The following is a 21,630-nucleotide window of genomic DNA, read 5'->3' as shown; positions in this document are numbered from 1 at the left end:
ACGCCCCCGGTCGGCACGGGTCGTCCGGGTGGGTGGGTCGGGCCGGCGTCGTCGGTGCTGCTACCGGCGGGTCGTCGGTGCTGCTACCGGCGGACGGGGCGGATCAGGACGAGTAGCCCCGGGTGGCCGCCCAGTTCGCCAGGTCGATGGTGGTCATCCAGTAGTTGCTGTCCTCGCCCGGGATGGCCGGGTCGGCGATCTTCACCGTACGGCCGTCGTCGCGGTAGCCGACGACGGTCAGGTAGTGCCCGCCGGGGTAGCTGTGCCAGCCGCCCGCGAGGTCGGTGGCCGAGCCGGCGATGTTGACGACCACGGCGTACCCGCTGGTGACGGCGTGCACGACGTCCGCCTGGAGCCGGTCCATCTGCGCCGGGGTGGCCGCGCCGCCGGGGATGGCGGTGGTGCGGTAGAAGTCGGTACCGATGATCTTGTTGAGTACCCGGGTGGTGTCCTGGGCCGAGTTCGTGCCGCTCATCGTGGTGCCGAGGTCGGCGGCGACGGCGTCCTGGCTGGGCTTCTTGTCCCGGACGGTCAGCGCGATCCGGGTGGCGGCCGGGCCGCAGTACCAGCCGTTGATCTGGGCCTGGAACTGGTAGTCCAGCAGCTTCGACTCCGGGGGTGCCGGGCGCTTGCTCGGGGTGCTGGCCGCAGCCGCCTTCGCCGCCGCGCTGGGCGTGGAGGTGCCCGGCGCGCTGGTGGCCGGCTGCGACGGGGTCGCCGGTGCGGTCGTCGCGGGTGCGGTCGTCTCCGGTGCGGTGGTGACCGCCGCTCCGGCCTGACCCGCCGCCGGGGCGCCGAGGTCGGCGACGGCGACGGTCGAGGGCTGCGGTGCCTCGGCCGAACCGTCCGAGGTCAGCACGACCCCGGTGGACGCGGCGGCGGCGAGCACCGCTGCCGAGGCGAGCGCGAGCCGGTTACGTCGGCCCGACATGACGGTCCGGAACCGCCCGTTAATTGCGTGCTTCAACGTTGTCCTCCAGAGGAAATGCGCGCCACTATCACCGGGGGGCGAGAAATGACGCGACGTTTCTTTCGCTGCTGCGGGGAAACGTGACGCGAAATCGCACGGAATCGCACGGGAAAAGGTCCGCCGATACGCATTCGGCGGGACGGACCGAGGGTGTGCCGACCGGGTTGGCGCCGCTATCGGCGTACCGGTGGAATCAGCGCCACCACGATCCGTCGCGGCCGACCGGCGGCCTCACCGGAAACTGCCGGCCAGCGGGCCGGCGGGGTGCCCGCGCGTCGACGACTTCGGCGTCACGGACCGCTATCGGGCCAGGTTGGGGTGGCCGCCGGGGACCGGGTGGTCCGGGACGGCCGCGACGGCCGGGGGCGGGGGCGCGACGCAGCGAGGGAACTGGGGGGATGGGCCGGGGCCCGGGTGGTGCCGCACGAACAGCTACTCCTTCCGACACCGCCTACCGGGTTAGCTGACGGATTCGGGCAGGAAGGCCGCCCTACCGCGGGCCACAGCGGCTCGCGGATTCACCCCAGATAACTGTGGGTCCCCGGCTCGTTACGTAACGACTCGGCGGGTCTGCTCCGGTGTCACCCGTACGGCGACCAAGGGGCCGGACCAGACTCGCCGAGATTACTGGTCGACTTCTGTCGTTGCCAACCCCACTGAACAGCGAAAACAGTGACTCGGAGCGCGATTGGGACAGCGTCGGCCGGGCAGCCGGGCCGGGAGGCGACCGGCGGATAAACCGGCATGATCATGTACGCGTACGGTATGACGGAAATGCCGGCTTGGTCCGGTGGCTCGAACATGGGGACGAAGACCGCAGGAGGCTCCTTCCGATGACGACGGTGCACGAAGCTACCTACGACCTGCTCCGTTCCCTCGGCCTGACCACCCTGTTCGGCAACCCCGGCTCCACCGAGGAGCCATTCCTGAAGAACTTTCCGGCCGACTTCAGCTACGTTCTGGCTCTCCAGGAGGCCTCCGCGGTCGCGATGGCGGACGGCTACGCCCAGGCCAGCGGCCGGCCGGTGCACGTCAACCTGCACACCGCACCCGGCACCGGAAACGGAATGGGCAGCCTCGTCACCGCCTGGCACAACAAGACACCCATGATCGTGACCGCCGGTCAGCAGACCCGGACGATGAATCTGTCCGAGCCGATGCTGACCAACGTGCGCCCCACCCAACTGCCCGAGCCGTACGTCAAATGGAGTCACGAGCCACTGCGCGCGCAGGACATTCCCGAGGCGTTCATGCGGGCGCTCGCCACCGCCGTACAGCCGCCGGCCGGGCCGGTCTACCTCTCCCTGCCGCTGGACGACTGGGACGAGCCGGCCACCGGCACGGCGCCGGTACGCCGGGTCAGCACCCGGGTCGCCCCCGACCCGGCCGAACTCGACCGGTTCGCCGAGATCCTGGCGGCCAGCCGACACCCCATGCTGGTGATCGGCTCAGGCGTCGACCGCAGCGCCGGCTGGGCCGAGGCGGTCGCCCTCGCCGAACGGACCCGGGCACCCGTCTGGCAGCCGCCCTTCGCCGACCGGGTCGGCTTCCCCCAGGACCACCCGCAGTTCCAGGGACTGCTGCCGCCGGCGATCGGCCCGCTGGCCGAGAAACTGGTCGGCCACGACACCGTACTGGTGATCGGTGCCCCGGTATTCCGTTACTACCCGTACGTCCCCGGTCGGCGAGGCTACCTGCCGGACGGTACCCGGCTGCTGCACGTCACCGACGACCCGGCCGAGGCGGCCCGGGCACCGGTCGGCGACAGCCTCGTCGGCGACGTGACGCTGGCCTGCGCCGGGCTGACCGAGCGGCTGCCGGCCACCGACCGGCCGATGCCGCCGACCCGCCCCGCCGTGCCCGACGCGGACCCCGGCACCCCGCTGACCCCGGAGGCACTCTTCGGGGCGCTCGCCGCGGAATGGCCGGCGGACGGCATCGTGGTCCCCGAATCCCCCTCCAACCTCAGCGTGCTGCACCGGCAACTGACCATCACCCGACCGGGCTCGTACTTCAAGATGGCCAGCGGCGGCCTGGGCTTCGCGCTGCCTGCGGCGGTCGGCATCGCGCTCGCCCAGCGCGACACCGGGCAGCACCGGCCGGTGGTAGCGGTGATCGGGGACGGCTCGTTCCAGTACTCGCCGCAGGCGCTCTGGACCGCCGCCCAGCACCGGCTGCCGGTCGTCTTCGTGGTGCCGGTCAACCAGGCGTACGGGGTGCTGAAGGCCTTCGCCGAGTTGGAGGACGCGCCGGGGGTGCCCGGACTCGACCTGCCCGGCCTGGACATCCCGAGCATCGCCCGCGGCTACGGCTGTGTCGCACACCAGGTGGAATCGGTGGACGAGTTCCGGGCGGCGTTCCGGGCGGCGCTCGGCACGGAGAGTCCGACCGTGCTGGCCGTACCGATCACCCGGGACGTCGCCCCGCTGCTCTGACCGCCGACCGCCGGCCGCCGACCGCCACGGCCGTGGTCGGGGATCGAGGTGCGGCCCGTCCGATTCCGCCAGGGCCGGAGCTGAACGGCTGATACCGGCTGAACGGGACATCGGGGTGGTCGGCACGAGTCCGGGCGGTCCCGCCCATGATCGCCGATCCGGCCCGTCGGGTCGGAGACCTTCGCCGATCTCATGATCGATTGCTGACGGCGGAATGCCGGCTGCCTGCCGGTCGTTACATCTCGCGTACGGCCGAGTAGCACCGCCCGTGACCTGGGCTGGTGGCCGGGCCTCGGGGAATGATCCGGGGCCGCCGGTCGTTACATATGGTGTTCGCCTGAGTACCAGCACCCCCCGTGCATGTAGTGCCAGGCGAACCTTCTTCTGTCCCTGGAGGCTTCGACAGTCTCGGGACGTGTGATTTCCAATGACACCCCAGTTTCCCCCGTGGGGTGTTGTTCCCCCGATTGGAAGGCAGACCATCATGAACACGACTCTGTTCAGCCGATGGCTCCCGGCCATCGAGCAGACTTCCCTGGTTCGTAAGACCGCTCTGGGTGTCGCTGGCCTGGCGTTCGTCGGTGGCGCTGTCGCCGGTCCCGCCGTGGCCGCCCACGCCGCCCCCGAGCATGTCGCCTCGCCGGTGTCGCAGTCGGTCATGGCCGACAAGGGCAACGACCACAAGAGCGACAAGAACGAGAAGGACCGTAAGAGCGAGAAGCGTGACAAGCGCGAGGGTAAGGATCGTAAGCCGTCGCGGGACAAGCTGGTCCCGCACGGTGCGCAGGGTAAGCAGTCGCGGATTGCGCTGTCGGGTGAGCAGTCCGACAACGTCAAGGCGATCGTGAAGGCCACGAAGAAGGCGGGTCTGGACGAGCGTGCCGCGGTGATCGCCGTGGGTACCTCGTTGCAGGAGTCGAAGTTGGAGAACCTGGGTCACCTGGGTGACCGCAACGACCACGACTCGCTGGGCCTGTTCCAGCAGCGACCGTCGTCGGGTTGGGGTTCGCCGGAGCAGATCACCGATCCGGAGTACTCGACCATCGCGTTCCTCAAGGGGCTGAAGCAGGTTGACGGTTGGCAGGACCTGCCGCTGACCGTGGCCGCGCAGAAGGTACAGGTCTCGGCCTACCCCGACGCGTACGCGCAGTGGGAGGACCTGGCCGCCGACCTGGTCGCCAACACCTGGAACAACAGCTAAGACAACCAAACAACACAACCGAACCCGCTGGCCGGGTCCCCACCACAGGGGACCCGGCCAGCGGCGTCTCCGGACCCGGGAAGCTGGCGAACCAATTCGACGACGGCGGATCGAACCGGAGACCGTCGTGCACCCCGGGCATCGCCCCGACGGTGACTCAGCCCGCCATCACCCGCTGGTGCAGCGCGGTGACCACCGATCGGGCCGAGACGAAGGCGCCGTGTTGCCAGGCGACCGCGCGGCTCAGCCAGTCTCCGGCGAAGTAGACCCGGCCAGCCGGCCGGAGCAACAGGGTGTAGCCGGCGCTGCCGTACGGCGGCAGGGTCCAGGCGCCCTCCAGATAGCGGGTCCGGTCCCATGCCTGCGAATACGCCGTCACCAGCTCGGAACGGTACTTCGCACCGTGGATTCTCACGCCCTGGGTGACCGCCCGCTCCCACCGCTGTGCCGGGGTCAGCACGCTGTACACCCGCGCCGCCGCCCCGGCGTTGTAGTAGCCGACGATCAGGCCGCGCTCGCCGTGGAAGCCGTACGACGGGTACCAGATGTTCGTCAGGTCGAGGTCGGTCTCCGTGATGCCCCCGTAGATCCGCTGGTCAAGTTCCCACCAGCGGCTCCGGTACTCCAGACCGATCTTCCCGGAGGCAGTGGCCGGGAAGCTGTCCAGTGCCGCCGTCACGTCGGCGCCGAGGTTGTGCGGCACCCGGGCCATCAACCGTGGCGGCAGCGTCGTCACGCAGAAGTCGCCCCGGACCAGGCGGTCCCGGCCACCCTGCCGGTAGGTCACCTCGACCTGACCGCCCCGGTCGGTCACCCCGGTCACCTCCGCGCCGAGGCGGATCCGGTGGGTGCCGATCGCCTTCGCCAGCGCCCGGGTGATCCGGTCCATCCCGCCAACCGGCTGGAACATCAGCATCGCCTGGTCGTACTCGACCTCGAAGGAGAAGTACCGGCCGACGTTGCTGGCGAAGACGTCGGCCAGCGGCGGCGGGGCACCCAGCGGTACGCCGCCGTCGTTACCCGCACCGGGATAGCTGGCGTAGCCCCGCCGGCTGCTTCCGGTGTAGGCCCAGCCGCTGGTGCGCCCACCGATCGCGCCGTACTGCTCCAGGAACGAGAGCAGCCGCTGCTTGTCCTCGGCGGTCAGCCGGTGGTCCAGTGCTCCCTGGTCGGTCGCTTTGGCCAGCAGCTCCGAGACGTAGCCGTGCACGTCCGCCCTGGCCGTGCGGTAGCGGACCGGCGCGGTCATCCCGGCCGAGGCGTTGTAGAGCAGCGCGTCCGCGTTGGCGTTGGCGAACACCTCCACCGGTACGGCCAGCTCGCGGCAGTAGTCCATGGTGAGCATCCACTGGGCGATCCGGCCCGGCCCGGCGTTGAGGTAGATCCCGTCGGAGAACTCGGCCCGCTGGGTATGCCCGTCGAGGTCTGTCTCCACCGTGCCGCCCCGGACCGTCAGGTTCCGGCCACCGGCCCGGGCACGCGCCTCCAGCACCGTGCAGTGGTATCCGGCCTTGCCCAGCTCGTAGGCGACCGTGAGGCCGGCGACGCCACCGCCGAGCACCAGCACCCGGGCGCCGGCCCGGCCGGTCAGGCTGAAGTCGGAGCGGGCCGGTGCCCGGAACGGCGGCGCCGGTGCGTCGGCGGTCGCGACGAGCCCGAGCGCGCCCATCGTGGCGAGCATCGCGCCCGCCCCGCCGCTGACACCGACCGCACGGAGAAAGCCACGCCGGCTGACCGTGGACCGGTCCTGCTCGTTCATGCCGTCTCCTCGCCGCCCCGTCGTCACGCCCACGGAACCGAGCTGCGATTCTCCCACCGCCCCCGCTCAGGTCCCGTCGGCGAGCCGGACCAGCATCTTGCCGACGTTGCCGCCCCGGAGCATCTCCAGGAAGGCGCCCGGAGCCGCCTCGATCCCCTCCCGGACCGTGCTGGCGGTCCGCAGCGAGCCGTCGGCCAGCCAGCCCGCCGCCAGCGGAAGATACTCGGGGAACCGGTCCAGGTGGTCGGTGACCAGCATGCCGCGCAGGCTGAGCCGCTTGGTCAGCGCCAGCACCAGGTTGCTCGGGCCGGGCACCGGCGCGGTCGCGTTGTAGATGCTGATCGCGCCGACCAGCGCCACCCGGCCGCCGATGTGCAGGGCGTCCAGCGCGGCGGCCAGGTGGTCGGTGCCGACGTTGTCCAGGTAGACGTCGATCCCGTCCGGCGCCGCCGTCGCCAACTGCGCGCCGACCGAACCGGCCCGGTAGTCGATCGCCGCGTCGTAGCCGAACTCCTCGACCAGCCGCCTCGCCTTCTCCGGGCCGCCGGCCGAGCCGATCACCCGGGACGCGCCGAGCTTGCGGGCGAACTGGCCGGCGACCGAGCCGACCGCTCCGGCGGCGGCGGAGACGAAGACCACGTCCCCGGGACGGACCGGGGCGGTGTCGGTGAGCGCGACGTACGCGGTCAGCCCGGTCGTGCCGAGCACCCCGAGGTACGCCTCGGCGGGCGCGAGCGCGGTGTCGACCACGGTCGCGGCGGCGGCGTCGAGTACGGCGTACTCGCGCCAGCCGTACCCGTGCGACACGGTCGCCCCGACCGGTACCGCCGGGGCCTCGGAGGCGACGACCTCGCCGATCGCGCCACCGTCCAGGGCGACGCCGACCCGGAACGGCGGCATGTACGACTTCCGGTTGTCCATCCGCCCCCGCATGTACGGGTCGACCGACATCCAGGTGTTCCGCACCAGGATCTGCCCCGGCCCGGGTGCGGGCACATCGGTGCTGACCAGTTCGAAGTTCTCCGGGCCGGGTTCACCGTGCGGCCGGGCGGCCAGCCGGATCTCCCGACTGGTCAGTCCCGGGCCGGCCGGACCGGTCCCGCCACGGTTCTCCGGGTCTGCTGCGCTGGCGTCGATCGACATGCTGGCTGTTCCTTCCGGTGCTGTCTGCTGCTAGCCGCGCGATTGTTGCTCGGCCTGCCAGTGTTGTCGTACCCGATGGCGGGTCTCCATGCCGTGAGACCCGCCACCTCGGGTGCGGTGGCCGCGCACGGACGACGCAGCGCCTCGCCCCCGGGTCGACCGGGGGGCGAGGCGCTGTCGGGTCGGTGGCGCGGCTACGGGCGGCGGGTCAGCTCGCCGACGAAGGTGCGCCAGGCGTCCGGGGCGAAGCTGAGCGCCGGGCCTGCCTGGTCCTTGCTGTCCCGGACCAGCACCCGGCCCGGCAGGTTCCCGGCCACCTCCACACACGCGCCGCCGTTCGAACCGCTGCGACTGGATTTCCGCCAGGTCGGCTCAGGTGTAATCATCGATCACCCTCAGGATCACGTCGCGGGACTGGTCACGCGGAAGCGCGACCGCACTCAAACTCTCCCACGTCAGGTCCAGATCGCCTACCTCGTCGGCGTCCGCGACCACCCGCCCGCGCAACTGGTCGTCGAGATAGCCGAGGCGCGACCCACCGGGCAGGGTGGCCACGACGAAGGCCCCGGTCAGCCCAGCATGTAGACCGGCGCCCTGGGGAACGACGCGGATATGGACGGTCGACCGGTGCCCGATGTCGACCAAATGCTCAAGCTGATCCTTCATGATCGACTGGTTGCCGAACCGTAGCGCCGATTCGCCGATGATCGCCGAGAGCGTTGGTGGATCGTCGCGGTCGAAGACAGCCGCCTGTCGGGCCAGCCTGCTCGCTGTCCATTCCTCCACCACGGCAGGGCGGTTCGGACCGGCGGAGAGAATGGCGCGGGCATAGTCGGCGGTTTGCAACAGCCCCGGTATCAGACTGTGCTCGAACCAGCGGAGCAGGGTCGCCCGCCGTTCGTTGTCGGTCCACGGACGCAGCCACGGCGCCTGCGCCTCGGCCCGCGCCTCGGTTGACAACCGCTGGATCTCGTCACCGGTATTGAAGAGCTCATCCAGCGCCTTCGCGGTGTCGGGCATCGGAACCATCCGACCGTTCTCGAAGGCACCGACCGACGACGCACTCACGTTGATCACGGCGCCGGTCTGGTCCTGCGTCATTCCGAGTCTGGCCCGCTCCCGGCGGAGTTTCTCTCGAAGATCACTCACACACTACTCCCTAACCACGGCGGATTACGGACGACTGGTCACCAGTCCCCTACCACTGCTTTCCGAACCCCTATCGAGGCTATGCGCTTTCCGTCCATGGTGGAACTGGCGGCCTTTCCAGGCCGTCCACGATTTGGCGACGGGAGACAAACAGATGAGATGGTTTCGCAAATCCCGCTCGATTCACCGCCGCGACTGGCGCCGACTCTGGCGGTACTGCCGATGCGGCTTTCGGTGGATCTGTCCGGACGCGGCCCGCCGCGCCCCGAAGCCGTACACACCGTTGATTCGGCCGATGACCGACGAGGAGTACCGAGCCGGCATGCGCGCCTCGTCGCCCGTACCCGAAGTCGTCTTACGCCTGGACCCGATCGGCCCGCCGCCGGACACGCGGTGGGCGCGGGAGGGCAGGGACGGGAGGAGCGGCAGGGACGACAGGGATCCGCTCCGGAACCCACCGTCCGGTCGACACCAGGTCGGCCGGGCCAGCGCTTTCGCGCCCGCGCGGAATTCCCGAGGCCGTCACGGCGACCGGGAGTGGAATGCCGAGCGAGCCGGTCGGAGCTAGCCGTGATCGGGCCCCAGGAGCGCTGGTACCGGCACATGCGACGACTCTCCCGGCGGCGGTACCCGATCGGCCCGCACACTCCGGCGCGGTCGTACCACTGCCAGACCTGCCAGGATCCGTGGCCGTGCGCGCCGGCCCGCTTGGCCCTGCTCATCGGCTTCAACGGCGACCGGGTGGGGTTGATGATGTACCTCGGCGCGCACCTCACCCGCGCACTGCAAGCGATGCCCGACACGCACCCCGCGCTGATCGCCGGGCAGATCCTCTACTGGGTCCCCCGGCGCCGTTGACCGCCTCGTCACGGGGCCGGGTCGCCGGACCGGCCCAGACGACACCCGGCCGGCGGGTACGGTGGCGCCATGTCCGCGATCACCGCCCTGACCTCGGCCGGCCTCCCGCACCGGGTGATCCGGCACGGGCCGGTCCGCAGCGTCGCCGAGGCCGCCGAGGCGATCGGCGTCGAGGTTCCGGACGTGGTGAAGACCATCGTGGTACGTCGGGGTGCGCAGGACTTCGTCTTCGTCCTGGTCCCCGGCGACAGGGTGATCTCCTGGCCGAAGCTGCGTACCCTGCTCGGGGTCAACCGGCTCGCCCTGCCGGACGCCGACGAGGCCAGGTCGGCGACCGGCTACGAGCGCGGCACCATCACCCCGTTCGGCTCCCGGACGGCGTGGCCGGTGGTGGCCGACGAGCGGATCCGGGGCCGCACCATCACGCTCGGCACCGGCGAGCGCGGCACTGCCGTGGCGCTGGACGCCGACGCGGCGGTGGCCGCCCTGGACGGCCGGGTCGCCGACGTCACCGACCCGGAACCGCCACGCTGAACCCTGACCCCAACGCCGACCGCGACCCCGACCCTGACCGGCACCCCGACCGGCCCCGACCGGCACCCCGAGCGGGTACGCGCTCAGTCGAGCTGCGCGAGCAGGGCGGACACCACCTCCCGGGTGGTGGCGGTGCCGGCCAGGTCCCGGGTCCGGGTCGCCGGATCGGCGAGGCACGCCTCGATCGCGCTGACCACCTCGGCCGCCGCCTCCGGATGCCCCAGGTGGTCGAGCATCAGCGCGGCCGACCAGACCGCGCCGAGCGGGTTGGCGATCCCCTGCCCGGCGATGTCCGGCGCCGAGCCGTGCACCGGCTCGAACATCGACGGAAAGGTACCGGTCGGATCCAGGTTCGCCGACGGCGCGATCCCGATGCTGCCGGCCACCGCCGCCGCGAGGTCGCTGAGGATGTCACCGAAGAGGTTCGAGCCGACGATGACGTCGAACCGGTCGGGTTGCAGCACCAGCTTAGCGGCGAGCGCGTCGATGTGCTCGGCGTCCCACCGCACGTCCGGGTGCTCGGCGGCCCGCTCGGCGACGACCTCGTCCCAGAACGGCATGGTGTGCACGATCCCGTTCGACTTGGTGGCCGAGGTGACGTACGACCGGCGGGTCCGGGCCAGCGCGAACGCGTAGTCGACGATCCTGCTCACCCCGGCCCGGGTGAAGACCGACTCCTGCACCGCCATCTCGTCCGGGAATCCCCGGTTGAACCGGCCACCGATCTCGCTGTACTCGCCCTCCACGTTCTCCCGGACCACCACCAGGTCGACCGCGCCCGGCCGGGCGCCCCGGACCGGACTGGACACCCCGGGGAAGACCCGGACCGGGCGCAGGTTGACGTACTGCCGGAACGTCCGGCGGATCGGGATCAGCAGCCCCCAGAGCGAGACATGGTCGGGTACCCCCGGCCAGCCGACCGCGCCGAGCAGGATCGCGTCCGCCGGGCGGAGCCGGTCGAGGCCGTCGGCCGGCATCATCGCGCCCTCGGTGAGGTAACGCCGGCAGGACCAGTCGTACTCGTCGTAGGCCAGCGGGATCCGGTGCCGCCGGGCCACCGCGTCGAGCACCTGCCGGGCCGCCTCGGTCACCTCGACGCCGATGCCGTCACCGGGAATCACCGCGATCCGTCGCACGTCCGCGCCGGACTTCGGGGCCGCCATCAGCTACCCAGCCCGACGAGCGCGATCATCAGCGGAAGGATCAACAGGATCAGGATCGCCCCCAGGATGTCGAAGGAGAAGCCGGAGCGGATCATCTTGGTGATCGGTACGACGCCCGAGCCGTAGACGATCGCGTTCTGCGGGGTGGAGACCGGCAGCATGAAGCCGAACGAGGCCGCGAAGGTCGCCGCCAGCGCGGGTACGAACGGGTTGATCCCGGCGGCCACGGCGACCGGGATGATGATCGGTACCACCACCGCGGCCGAGGCGGTGTTGCTGGTCGTCTCCGAGATGACGATCGCCAGCAGGACCGCGAAGGCGGTGATCGCGAAGGTGCTGCTCAGCCCGAACAGGTCGGCGCTGCCGTCGCCGATCGTCTTGGCCAGTCCGCTCCCCTCCAGCAGCGCGCCGAAGATGATGCCGGTGCCGAAGAGCAGGATCGTGCCCCAGTCGATCCTGGCCGCGTCGGACCAGGTGAGGGTGAACGAGCGGCTCTGCCAGTCGGTGGGGAGCAGGAAGAGCAGCGAGGCGCCGAAGACCGCCACGATCCCCTCGTCGAGCCGGCCGCCGATCCACTCGTACTGGCCGGAGTCGCTGCCCCAGATCAGCGCCACCACACCCGGGGTGATCCAGAGCACCACCGTGACGGTGAAGGCGACCAGGGTGTTGCGTTCGGCCCTGGAGAGCCGGCCGAGTTGGGCGCGCTCGGCGGCGACGTACTCGGCGACGCCGTCGATCCGGCGGATCTCCGGCTTGTTCAACAGCAGCAGCACCACGGCGAGCGCGACGAACATCAGCGCGCAGATCGGGAAGGCGACCGCCATCCACTCGGCGAACGAGATCCGCTCCCCGGTCGCCTCCGCGATCAGGTCCCGGCCGATCAGGTTCGGTGGCGTGCCGACCGGGGTGAGCAGGCCGCCGACGCTGGCACCGTAGGCGAGCATGAGCATCAGCGCGACGCCGACCCGCAGCCGGGTCGGGTCGAAGTCGGCCTTGGCGATGCCGCGCTCCTGCAACAGCTTCGCGATCACCGCGAGGATGCCCAGCGCGGTCGGCAACAGCATCGCCACGGTGGCCGTGTTCGAGACGAAGGCGGAGAGCAGCGCGGTGATCAGGCCGAAGGTGACGACCACCCGGCCGGTGGTCCGACCGACGCCGGGCAGCGACAGCATCCGGAACGCGAACCGCCGGGCCAGGCCGTGCTTGAGCATCGCCTGGGCGAGGATGAACGCGCCGATGAAGGTGAAGACCGTCGAGGAACCGAACGGTCCGAGCACGTCGTCGGCGGGCGCCACTCCGAGTACGACGACGGCGGCGACGCCGAGCAGCCCGCCGATCGGAATGGGTACCGGCTCGGTGACCCAGAGCACGATGACGCCGAGCAGGATGCCGGCCAGGGTCTGCTGGTTGCCGGGCATGTCGAGCGGCAGGGCCAGGAAGATCACCGAGACGAGCGGGGCGAGCCAGAGGCCGGTGGTCCGGCGGCCGCGCTCGAACCGTTCCTCGGCCGGGGAGAGCCGCTGCTCCCCGAGGCTCCGGTAGGTGCCTCCGCCGAGTAACGCCCTGTCCACATCGGTCCTGGCAGGGGCGGTGTCGGTCTTGGCAGGGGCGGTGTCGGTCTTGGCAGGGGCGGTGTCGCTGCTGTCGCTGGTGGTGGCCACGACAACCTCCATCGGTCTGCTCGGGTGCCGGAAGAGGGGGTACTCCCCCTCATTCCCGCCAGACCGGTGGTCCACAACCGAAGTCGACGAAAAAGGACAGTCGAACCCGGCCGTACGGCGCTCAGCCGCGTTCGATCAGGTGCCCCACCCTGTCCGGGCCGAACATCGCCACCCCGGAGCCGTCCCGGCGCTGGTCCGGCTCGGGCAGCGCCATCGGCTCGCCGCGCTTGCTGATGCCCACCGGTCGCGGCCCGATCCAGGCGACGACCAGTCTGGCCTCGCCCTTGAGGAAGCGCTGTGCGCGTACCCCGCCGGTGGCCCGACCCTTCGCCGGATAGAGCGCGAACGGGGTCACCTTCACGCCGCTGCCGGTCGAGGTGACCACCATCGGCTCGCCGTGCTCCGCCTCGTCGGTGCGGACCGCGCCGAAGAAGACCACCTCGGCACCGGAGCCGAGGTTGATCCCGGCCATCCCGCCGCCCTTGACGCCCTGCGGCCGGACCAGCTTGGCCGGGAAGCGCAGCAGCGAGGCGTCCGAGGCGATGAAGGCGAGCGTCTCGGCACCGTCGGTGAGCCAGGTCGCCCCGACCACCTCGTCGCCGTCGCGCAGCCCGATCACCTCGAACTCGTCGGACCGGACCGGCCAGTCCGGGGCGCAGACCTTGACCACACCCTGCCTGGTCCCGAGGGCCAGACCGGGCGAGCCGGCGCCGCGCTCGCCGAGCGGCGCCAACCCGACGACGCTCTCCCCCGGCTCCAGCGGCACCAGCTCGGCGGTGGACATCCCGCCGGAGAGCGAGACCGTACCGGCCTGCTCCGGCAGCACCGGCAGCGGCAGTACGTCGGTCTTGAACGCCCGCCCCGCACTCGTCACCAGCAGCACCTGACCGCGTGCGGTGGTGTGCACGACGGCGCGTACGGCGTCGTGCTTGGTCCGGCCGTTGCGGCGCCGCCCCTCGGCGGCCTCCTCCGACTCGGCGGCGGTCCGGGCGACCAGCCCGGTGGCGGAGAGGATCACCTGACACGGGTCGTCGGCGACCTCCAGCGGCCCGGCCGGTGCCGACGCCGCCAGCACCTCCTTGAGGTCCCCGTCGATCAGCGTGGTACGCCGCCTCGTGCCGAACTCGTCCACCACCGAGGCCAGCTCGTCGGAGACGACCTTACGCAGCACCCGGTCGTCGTCGAGGATCTCGGTCAGCGCGGCGATCTCCTCGCGCAGCCGCTCCCGCTCCACCTCCAGTTCGATCCGGTCGAACTTGGTCAGCCGGCGCAGCGGGGTGTCGAGGATGTAGGTCGCCTGGATCTCGGAGAGCCCGAACTGGCTCATCAGCCCGTCCTTGGCGGCCTGGGCGTTCTCGCTGGCCCGGATCAGCCGGACCACCTCGTCGATGTCGAGCAGCGCCATCAGCAGGCCGTCGACCAGGTGCAGCCGGTCGGCCCGCTTGCGCCGGCGGAACGTCGTACGTCGTGTCACCACCTCGTAGCGGTGGGCCAGGAAGACCTCCAGCAACCGCTTGAGCCCGAGGGTCTGCGGCTGGCCGTCCACCAGGACGAGGTTGTTGACCCCGAAGGACTGCTCCAGCGGGGTGAGCCGGTAGAGGTCGGCGAGCAGCGCCTGCGGGTTCACCCCCACCTTGCACTCGATCACCAGTCGGGTGCCGTTCTCCCGGTCGGTCAGGTCCTTGACGTCGGCGATGCCCTGGAGCCGGGCGGCCTGCCGCTGGCCCTTGCGCGGGCCGGAGGTGATCAGCTTGCCGCGTACCTCGTCGGTGATCGCCTCGATGATCTTCTCGGCGCCGACCCCGTACGGCAGCTCGACCACGGTGATCGCCTGCCGGCCCCGGCTCCCCTCCAGCGGACCGGTCTCGACCCGGGCGCGCATCCGCACCACGCCCCGCCCCGTCTCGTACGCCTTGCGCACCTCGTCCAGCCCGAGCAGCAGGCCGCCGGTCGGCAGGTCCGGGCCGGGGACGAACTCCATCAGCCTGTCCAGGTCGGCGTCCGGGTGGTCGATCAGCCAGCGCGCCGCCGCGACCACCTCGCCGAGGTTGTGCGGGATCATGTTGGTGGCCATCCCGACCGCGATCCCGGAGGTGCCGTTGACCAGCAGGTTCGGGAAGGCGGCCGGCAGCACCGAGGGCTCGGTCAGCGAACCGTCGTAGTTCGGCTTGAAGTCGACGGTCCCCTCGCCCAGCTCGCCGACCAGCAGCATCGCCTCGCGGGACATCCGGGCCTCGGTGTAACGCGCGGCAGCCGGTCCGTCGTCCTGGGAACCGAAGTTTCCATGACCGTCGATGAGCGGCACGTTCAGCGAGAAGTCCTGGGCCAGCCGGACCATCGCGTCGTAGATCGCGGTGTCGCCGTGCGGATGGTACTTACCCATCACGTCACCGATGACCCGGGCCGACTTCACGTGTGCCCGGTCGGGCCGGTGCCCCTGCTCGTTCATCGAGTAGAGGATGCGCCGGTGCACCGGCTTGAGGCCGTCCCGCGCGTCCGGCAGCGCACGGGAGTGGATCACCGAGAAGGCGTACTCCAGGTAGGAGTCCTCGACCTCGGTGGCCAGTGGGTTGTCCAGGACCCTTGCCCCCGCCTGGTCGAAGGCGGAGAGGTCGACCTTGGGTCCCTTGCCCGTACGGCGTGCCATGGTGTGCAGCGCTGCCTTTCCTCGCCGGCCGGGGATGCCCGGCCGCTGTCGGTTCCGCGTGCCCGTCCGTGCGGACGGATCAGGCGTCGATCGCCTCCTGGTCGACCCGGTTCGCCGAGTCGATCAGCCAGTTCTTCCGGGGCTCGACCTTCTCGCCCATCAGCAGTTCGAGGACCTGCTCGGCCGCCTCGGCGTCGTCCATGGTGATCCGTCGGACCATCCGGCTGGCCGGGTTCATCGTGGTGTCCCACAGCTCGTCGGCGTCCATCTCACCGAGACCCTTGAACCGGGGAATCGGGGTCACCACCTGCTTCTTCGCCTTTTCCAGCCGGCCGACCGTGGCCTCCATCTCGGCCTGGGTGTAGGTGTAGAAGGTCTCCGGGTTCTTCCCCTTGGTGCTGATCTTGTGCAGCGGCGGCACGGCGGCGTAGAGCCGACCCGCCTCGATCACCGGCCGCATGTACTTCGCGAAGAGCGTGATCAGCAGGGTACGGATGTGCGAGCCGTCGACGTCCGCGTCCGCCATGATCAGGATGCGGCCGTAGCGCAGCGAGCCGAGATCGAAGGTGCGCCCGGAACCCGCCCCGAGCACCTGGATGATCGCCGAGCACTCGGCGTTGTCCAGCACCTGCTGGAGGCTGGCCTTCTGCACGTTGAGGATCTTGCCCCGGATCGGCAGCAGCGCCTGGTATTCGCTGGAGCGGGCCAGCCGGGCGGTGCCGAGCGCACTGTCTCCCTCGACGATGAACAGCTCGCTCCGCTCGACCCCGGTGGAGCGGCAGTCGACCAGCTTCGGCGGCATCGCCGCGCCCTCCAGCGCGGTCTTGCGCCGGGCGGCGTCCTTCTGCTGCTTCTGGGTCAGCCGGACCCGGGCCGCGTCGACGATCTTCTGCAGCACCGTACGCGCCTCGGCCCGGGTCCTGCGGTCCTCCAGCCAGGCCTTGATGTGCTGCTCGACGACGGCCTGCACCACCTTGGTCACCGGGGCGGTGGAGAGCTCGTCCTTGGTCTGCGAGGTGAACTGCGGCTCCGGGATCCGGACGTGCACGACGGCGGTGAGGCCCTCGAGGATGTCGTCCAGGACCGGGGCGTCCTCCTTCGGCTTGAGCAGGCCGCGAGCGTTGCGGATCGCGTCGACCAGGGCCCGGGTGGCGCCCCGCTCGAAGCCCCGGCGGTGGGTGCCGCCGTGCACGTTGCGGATGGTGTTGGTGAAGCACTCGACGGTCCGCTCGTAGCCGGTGCCCCAGCGGAACGCCACCTCGACCTCGGCGCGGCGCTCGACGTTGCTGCGCATCACGCCGTTGGCGTCGGCGGCGTTCTCCCGGTAGGTGCCCTCGCCGGTGACCAGCAGCGTGCCGGAGACCGGCTTCTCGGCGGCCGGCGCCAGGTAGTCGACCATGTCGGCCAGGCCGTTCGGGAAGTGGAACGTCTCGGCGCTGATCGCCCCGCCGGTGGCGTCCCGCAGCACGTAGGTCACGCCCGGCACCAGGAACGCGGTGTGCCGCAGCTTGGTCCGGACCGCCTCGACGTCGAGGGTCGCGCCGCTCTCGAAGTAACGCGCGTCGTGCCAGTAGCGGATCGAGGTGCCGGTCCGCTCGCCCCGCTTCATCTTGCCGAGCAGGCGCAGCCCGGGGTGCGCGGCGAAGGTCGCCCCGGCGCCGGCGCCGTCGAATATTCCCGGTACGCCGTGCTGGAACGACATCTGGTGGATCTTGCCGTCCCGGCGCACCGTCACGTCGAACCGCCGGGAGAGGGCGTTGACCGCCGAGGCGCCCACCCCGTGCAGGCCGCCGGAGGTCTTGTAGCCGGAGTTGCCGAACTTGCCACCCGCGTGCAGCCGGGTCAGCACCAGCTCGACGCCGGAGAGCCCGGACTTGGCGTGCACGTCCGTCGGGATCCCCCGGCCGTCGTCGTCGACCTGCACCGAGCCGTCGGCGTGCAGGGTGACCTCGACCCGGGTCGCGTGGCCGGCGACCCCCTCGTCGGTGGAGTTGTCCACGATCTCGTTGAACAGGTGACCCACGCCACGGCTGTCGGTCGACCCGATGTACATGCCGGGGCGCTTCCGGACCGCGTCCAGACCCTCCAGGTGGGTGAGGTCGTCGGCCCCGTACAGGATTTCAGGCTGTGCAGTCAACGAGGTGAACTCCCAGGGTTGCCGGTCGTGCGCCGCTGGTCGGCGGGCTGGGCGCCGGGGCGGACCCCACGCCGGTAGCGAGCGTACCCACTGGGCCGGCCGGGGGGCGGCACCGTCCGGCCGGGCCGGGCCGCGTGGCGAGGAACATCACCCGATTGTCGCCGCAGGGTGTGACAGGAGTCGACCGAGGGCCCGCCGCGCCGCGCCGGGCACGCCTGGTGCCAGCGGTGCCGGCGTGATCTCCGGTGCCGGCGGGACCTCCGGTACGGCAGGATGTCCGTCGTGTCCAGGCGATCGACGTCTCCCCGGTTACCCGACGGAACCCAGGTGGTGCTGCGGGAGACCGGCGTCGACCTGGCCGGCACCCGGGTGCAGCGCGGCGCCACCGGCCGGGTGCTCGACCACGACCCGACCGGCGACGACTACCTGGTCCAGCTCACCGACGGGCGGCGGCTGCGCAGCCCGCGCGGGCAGCTCGCGCTCCGCAAGGCGTACCAGCAGAACCTGGCGGTCGAGGCGGGCACGGCGGCGGTCGACGGCCCCGACCTGGTCGTCCGGCACACCATCTACGCCGCGGTGGTCGGCTCCCGCGCGTTCGGGCTGGCCACCGAGGAGTCCGACACCGACGTCCGGGGCGTCTACGCCGCGCCCGCCGCCGCCTTCTGGTCGCTGGCCAAGCCGCCGAGCCATCTCGACGGCCCGGAGCCGGAACGGTTCTCCTGGGAGGTGGAGCGCTTCTGCGAGCTGGCCCTGAAGGCCAACCCGAACCTGCTGGAGGTGCTGCACTCCCGCACCGTGCTCACCGTCACCCCGGTCGGCGAGGAACTCCTCGACCTGCGGCCGGCGTTCCTCTCCCAGCTCGCCTACCAGACCTACTCCGGCTACGTGCTGAGTCAGTTCAAGAAGCTGGAGGCGGATCTGCGGCAGCACGGCGAACCCCGGTGGAAGCACGTCATGCACCTGCTCCGGCTGCTGATCGCCGCCGGTGACCTGCTCCGGCACGGCCGGCTGGAGCTGGACGTGGGACAGCACCGCGAACGGCTGCTCGCCGTACGCCGGGGCGAGGTCGGCTGGACCGAGGTAGAACGCTGGCGGCTGGCCCTGCACGCCGACCTCGACGACGCCGTCACGCACACCCCGCTGCCGGCGGCGCCGGACGCGGCCCGGGTCGACGCCTGGCTCTATTCGGTACGCGCCCGCAGCGCCCGGGAGGCACTCGGATGAGCCACCCGGAACCCACCCCGACGACCGGCGACACCGGCCGCACTCCCCCGGCACCCGACCTGACCCGGCTGGACCCGGCCGCGCTGCGCGACGTCGTGGCCGACCAGCCCTATCCGCTGCTCTTCGCCACCGTCTCCGGGGCGCACCTCTACGGCTTCCCGTCCCGGGACTCCGACGTCGACCTGCGCGGCGTGCACCTGCTGCCGGCCGCCGAGGTGGTCGGGCTGCGGCACGGGCCGGCCACGGTGGACCGGAGCTGGACCAGGGACGGCGTCGAGATCGACCTGGTCACTCACGACGCGGTGAAGTTCGGCCACCTGCTGCTCCGGCGCAACGGCTACGTACTGGAACAGCTCCTCTCCCCGCTGGTCGTGCTGACCGGGGAGGCGCACGCCGAACTGGTCGCGCTGGCCCCGGCCTGCCTGACCCGGCACCACGCGCACCACTACCGGGGTTTCGCGCAGACCCAGCGCCGGCTCTTCGACCGCACCGGAGAGTTGAAGCCGCTGCTCTACACGTTCCGGACCCTGCTCACCGGCATCCATCTGATGCGGACCGGCCGGTTGGAGGCCCACCTGCCGACCCTGCGGGCGGAGCTGCCCGAGGCGCCGGGCTACCTCGGCACGCTGGTCGCGGCCAAGGCGGCCGGCGAGCACGACCTGCTCGCCGGAGTCCCCGAGGCGCCCGGAGCCGACCGGCTGGACGCCGACCTGACCGCCCTGCACGCGGCGCTGGACGAGGCGCAGTTGGCGTCCCGGCTCCCGGAGCGGCCGGCAGCGGAGCCCGCCCTGCACGACCTGCTGGTCCGGATCCGGTTGGCCACCGTGCCCGGCCGTTAGTCCTCCGAGCCGGCCCCGACCAGGTCGCGGATCCGGTACGTCTCGACCAGGCGGTCGTGCAGCGCGTCGAGCCGGGCGTCGATCCGCTGCCGGGTCGGGTCGGCGTCGTACCAATCGACGATCTCCCGGGCGCCCTGTGCGAACGGGACGGTGGCGACGAAGTCCGGCACCAGCCGGCGCAGCTTGCTGTTGTCGAAGACCATCGAGTGTGTCTTGTCGCCGAGCAGCGCGGCACCCCACTCCGGATCCGCCGCGGCTATCGCGTCCGAGGGCACGTGCACGATCCGGGCCGGTACGCCGGCCGCCGACGCCAGCGTCTCGGCGATCTGGTTCCAGGTGAGCGCCTCGTCGGAGGTGATGTGGAAGGTGTCCCCGATCGCGGCCGGATGCCCGAGCAGCGGCACGAAGCCCCGGGCGAAGTCCGAGTGGTGGGTCAGTGTCCACAGTGAGGTACCGTCGCCGTGTACGACGATCTCCCGGCCCCGGCGCATCCGGTCGACCACCGTCCAGCCGCCGTCGAACGGCACCAGGGTCCGGTCGTAGGTGTGCGACGGGCGCACGATGGTGGCCGGGAACGCGTCCTCGCGGTACGCCCGGACGAGCAGGTCCTCACAAGCAATCTTGTCCCGCGAGTACCGCCAGTACGGGTTGCGCAGCGGCGTCGACTCCACGATCGGCAGCCGGGCCGGCGGAGTCTGGTAGGCCGACGCCGAGCTGATGAAGACGTACTGGCCGGTCCGGTCCCGGAACAACTCCATGCTGGTCCGCAGGTGTGCCGGGGTGAAGGCGATCCAGTCGACGACCGCGTCGAACTCCCGGCCGCCCAGTGCCGCCCGGACCGAGTCCGGGTCGCGGATGTCGGCCCGGAGCGCCGTGACCCCGGCCGGCAGCGGTCGCCGGGTGGTGGTGCCCCGGTTGAGCACCGTCAACTCGATGCCGTGCTCGACCGCGAGCCGGGAACAGGCGGAGCTGATGATCCCGCTGCCGCCGACGAAGAGAACCCTGCGGGCGCTGATGCCGCCACCTCCTGTGCTCGCCGCCGACCCCCGGAACGCGGCCGCGCCGGCCGATCCGGAAAGCGTGTCGGTCTCGCGACCGGCGGAAGGCTGTCAGTATGGCCGCTGACGGGTCTGGGCCACAACGCGCAGGGTCGGGCCTTGACGGGGTCCGGTCAGGCGCAGTCGAACCGGCAGTCGAACCGGCAGTCGAACGGGCGATCCGGGCGATCCGGGCAGGCGAGGAGATAGATGCCGCCGACGTCGCCTCTCGAAATCCGGCGACGGGGCGCTGCTGGCGCCCTGTCTTTGCAGGTTGATCGTGCAACCCGGTGCTTCCAGGTGTCTCCGAGCCGGCGATCTCCTGACGTCGGGTGGGGAGCGGGGTGGGGACACTCGCCGAGGAGACTGTCGAGCTGCCCCGCTTGTGCGCCCACCCTCCCGGGCTGCCCGGACCCCGCCCTGCCCGAACCGGCCCCGCCCTGCCCGAACCGGCCCCGCCCTGCCCGAACCGGCCCCGCCCTGCCCGAACCGACCCCGCCCTGCCCGAACCGACCCTGCCCTGCCCGAACCCCGGTCTCGCCCGGCCGGTCGACGGCGAACCGCAGCACGCCCTCGACAACCCCGGTTTCCGTGCCCCGCCTGTGCACCCAGCTCGACAGTCTCCGCGCCAACTACCCCCGGCTCCGCCGCCGGGTCGCTCCGCACCGACGATGACCAGCTCGCCTCATCACCCAACACCCACCCCGGGCCGCCAGTCCGCCGGGCCGGTCGATTCCACCCCTCACCGACTGAAGTCCACTGTGATCAGTTCGACCGCACCTGACTACAGGGTCAGATCAGCCGCCCCAAAGAGTGGCAGCGGCTCTCGCCCACCGGACGGTCCGGGCCCGGATGGCGGTGCCACCCGGGCGC

General features: G+C 71.3%; 17 protein-coding genes and 1 riboswitch. Of the genes, 7 read left to right on the top strand and 10 right to left on the bottom strand.

Annotated features, from left to right (window positions below; translation table 11 throughout):
- Positions 1-103: 103 nt before the first annotated feature.
- Positions 104-931, bottom strand: a complete 828-nt coding sequence (locus C6361_RS28930) for a C39 family peptidase (protein WP_234359071.1) — start codon at positions 929-931, stop codon at positions 104-106.
- A gap of 472 nt (positions 932-1,403) precedes the next feature.
- Positions 1,404-1,547: riboswitch (cyclic di-AMP (ydaO/yuaA leader) on the bottom strand.
- Between the two features lie 256 nt (positions 1,548-1,803).
- Here C6361_RS28930 and mdlC point away from each other — a divergent pair.
- The gene (mdlC, locus tag C6361_RS28925) at positions 1,804-3,405 is read left to right on the top strand and encodes a benzoylformate decarboxylase (RefSeq protein WP_107269650.1); all 1,602 of its coding nucleotides are present in this window, start codon (positions 1,804-1,806) and stop codon (positions 3,403-3,405) included.
- Between the two features lie 484 nt (positions 3,406-3,889).
- Positions 3,890-4,606 (top strand): hypothetical protein, encoded by a 717-nt coding sequence (locus tag C6361_RS28920; RefSeq protein ID WP_107269649.1) that lies wholly within the window; start codon positions 3,890-3,892, stop codon positions 4,604-4,606.
- A gap of 157 nt (positions 4,607-4,763) precedes the next feature.
- Here the strand turns inward: C6361_RS28920 and C6361_RS28915 are convergent, their stop codons facing one another.
- From C6361_RS28915 to C6361_RS28900, 4 genes are all read right to left on the bottom strand, one after another.
- Positions 4,764-6,365 carry an FAD-dependent oxidoreductase gene (locus C6361_RS28915; RefSeq protein WP_107269648.1) on the bottom strand — a complete coding sequence of 534 codons (1,602 nt, stop codon included), beginning with the start codon at positions 6,363-6,365 and terminating at the stop codon, positions 4,764-4,766.
- Between the two features lie 66 nt (positions 6,366-6,431).
- Entirely contained in the window at positions 6,432-7,508 is a 1,077-nt protein-coding gene (locus C6361_RS28910) for an NADP-dependent oxidoreductase (protein WP_107269647.1), read from the bottom strand.
- 194 nt (positions 7,509-7,702) lie between these two features.
- Positions 7,703-7,894, bottom strand: a complete 192-nt coding sequence (locus tag C6361_RS28905) for a DUF397 domain-containing protein (protein WP_107269646.1) — start codon at positions 7,892-7,894, stop codon at positions 7,703-7,705.
- Complete coding sequence (locus C6361_RS28900; RefSeq protein ID WP_304598508.1) at positions 7,881-8,657, bottom strand: helix-turn-helix transcriptional regulator; 777 nt, start codon at positions 8,655-8,657, stop codon at positions 7,881-7,883. Before C6361_RS28900 ends, C6361_RS28905 begins: the two co-directional genes overlap by 14 nt.
- 570 nt (positions 8,658-9,227) lie before the next feature.
- Between C6361_RS28900 and C6361_RS28895 the strand changes: the two genes are divergently transcribed.
- Positions 9,228-9,515, top strand: coding sequence for a flavin reductase (locus tag C6361_RS28895; protein WP_107269644.1), 288 nt, complete (start codon positions 9,228-9,230; stop codon positions 9,513-9,515).
- 69 nt (positions 9,516-9,584) lie between these two features.
- Complete coding sequence (locus C6361_RS28890; protein WP_107269643.1) at positions 9,585-10,049, top strand: aminoacyl-tRNA deacylase; 465 nt, start codon at positions 9,585-9,587, stop codon at positions 10,047-10,049.
- Between the two features lie 83 nt (positions 10,050-10,132).
- On the opposite strand, the gene C6361_RS28885 is transcribed toward C6361_RS28890, so the two are convergent.
- The 4 genes from C6361_RS28885 to C6361_RS28870 form a co-directional block, all read right to left on the bottom strand.
- A complete protein-coding gene (locus C6361_RS28885; protein WP_369931456.1) occupies positions 10,133-11,185 on the bottom strand; it encodes a tartrate dehydrogenase in 1,053 nt (350 codons plus the stop codon).
- A 26-nt stretch (positions 11,186-11,211) separates the two neighbouring features.
- Positions 11,212-12,873: a DASS family sodium-coupled anion symporter gene (locus C6361_RS28880; protein WP_234359070.1), complete on the bottom strand. Its 1,662-nt coding sequence runs from the start codon at positions 12,871-12,873 to the stop codon at positions 11,212-11,214.
- Between the two features lie 121 nt (positions 12,874-12,994).
- Positions 12,995-15,520: a DNA topoisomerase (ATP-hydrolyzing) subunit A gene (locus C6361_RS28875; RefSeq protein ID WP_107269640.1), complete on the bottom strand. Its 2,526-nt coding sequence runs from the start codon at positions 15,518-15,520 to the stop codon at positions 12,995-12,997.
- Between the two features lie 79 nt (positions 15,521-15,599).
- The gene (locus C6361_RS28870; protein WP_107269639.1) at positions 15,600-17,657 is read right to left on the bottom strand and encodes a type IIA DNA topoisomerase subunit B; all 2,058 of its coding nucleotides are present in this window, start codon (positions 17,655-17,657) and stop codon (positions 15,600-15,602) included.
- 327 nt (positions 17,658-17,984) lie between these two features.
- On the opposite strand from C6361_RS28870, the gene C6361_RS28865 reads away from it, so the two are divergent.
- Positions 17,985-18,881 carry a DNA polymerase beta superfamily protein gene (locus tag C6361_RS28865; RefSeq protein ID WP_234359069.1) on the top strand — a complete coding sequence of 299 codons (897 nt, stop codon included), beginning with the start codon at positions 17,985-17,987 and terminating at the stop codon, positions 18,879-18,881.
- The gene (locus C6361_RS28860) at positions 18,878-19,720 is read left to right on the top strand and encodes a DNA polymerase beta superfamily protein (protein ID WP_107269637.1); all 843 of its coding nucleotides are present in this window, start codon (positions 18,878-18,880) and stop codon (positions 19,718-19,720) included. Before C6361_RS28865 ends, C6361_RS28860 begins: the two co-directional genes overlap by 4 nt.
- Here the strand turns inward: C6361_RS28860 and C6361_RS28855 are convergent.
- Positions 19,717-20,694: an NAD-dependent epimerase/dehydratase family protein gene (locus C6361_RS28855; protein ID WP_234359674.1), complete on the bottom strand. Its 978-nt coding sequence runs from the start codon at positions 20,692-20,694 to the stop codon at positions 19,717-19,719. The two genes, C6361_RS28860 and C6361_RS28855, sit on opposite strands and share 4 nt — an antisense overlap.
- On the opposite strand from C6361_RS28855, the gene C6361_RS37220 reads away from it, so the two are divergent.
- Entirely contained in the window at positions 20,636-20,845 is a 210-nt protein-coding gene (locus C6361_RS37220) for a hypothetical protein (protein WP_159079526.1), read from the top strand. The two genes, C6361_RS28855 and C6361_RS37220, sit on opposite strands and share 59 nt — an antisense overlap.
- Positions 20,846-21,630: the final 785 nt, after the last annotated feature.

It is taken from the genome of Plantactinospora sp. BC1, from assembly GCF_003030345.1.
Lineage (GTDB): Bacteria > Actinomycetota > Actinomycetes > Mycobacteriales > Micromonosporaceae > Plantactinospora.
Note: the sequence above shows the minus strand (reverse complement) of the source record. Positions and strands in the feature narration are given on the sequence as shown.

Coding starts and splice junctions, on each gene's coding strand:
- C6361_RS28905 (WP_107269646.1), bottom strand. CDS start 7,894: ATGATTACACCTGAGCCGACCTGGCGGAAATCCAGTCGCAGCGGTTCG.
- mdlC (WP_107269650.1), top strand. CDS start 1,804: ATGACGACGGTGCACGAAGCTACCTACGACCTGCTCCGTTCCCTCGGC.
- C6361_RS28860 (WP_107269637.1), top strand. CDS start 18,878: ATGAGCCACCCGGAACCCACCCCGACGACCGGCGACACCGGCCGCACT.
- C6361_RS28875 (WP_107269640.1), bottom strand. CDS start 15,520: ATGGCACGCCGTACGGGCAAGGGACCCAAGGTCGACCTCTCCGCCTTC.
- C6361_RS28890 (WP_107269643.1), top strand. CDS start 9,585: ATGTCCGCGATCACCGCCCTGACCTCGGCCGGCCTCCCGCACCGGGTG.
- C6361_RS28915 (WP_107269648.1), bottom strand. CDS start 6,365: ATGAACGAGCAGGACCGGTCCACGGTCAGCCGGCGTGGCTTTCTCCGT.
- C6361_RS28910 (WP_107269647.1), bottom strand. CDS start 7,508: ATGTCGATCGACGCCAGCGCAGCAGACCCGGAGAACCGTGGCGGGACC.
- C6361_RS28930 (WP_234359071.1), bottom strand. CDS start 931: ATGTCGGGCCGACGTAACCGGCTCGCGCTCGCCTCGGCAGCGGTGCTC.
- C6361_RS28920 (WP_107269649.1), top strand. CDS start 3,890: ATGAACACGACTCTGTTCAGCCGATGGCTCCCGGCCATCGAGCAGACT.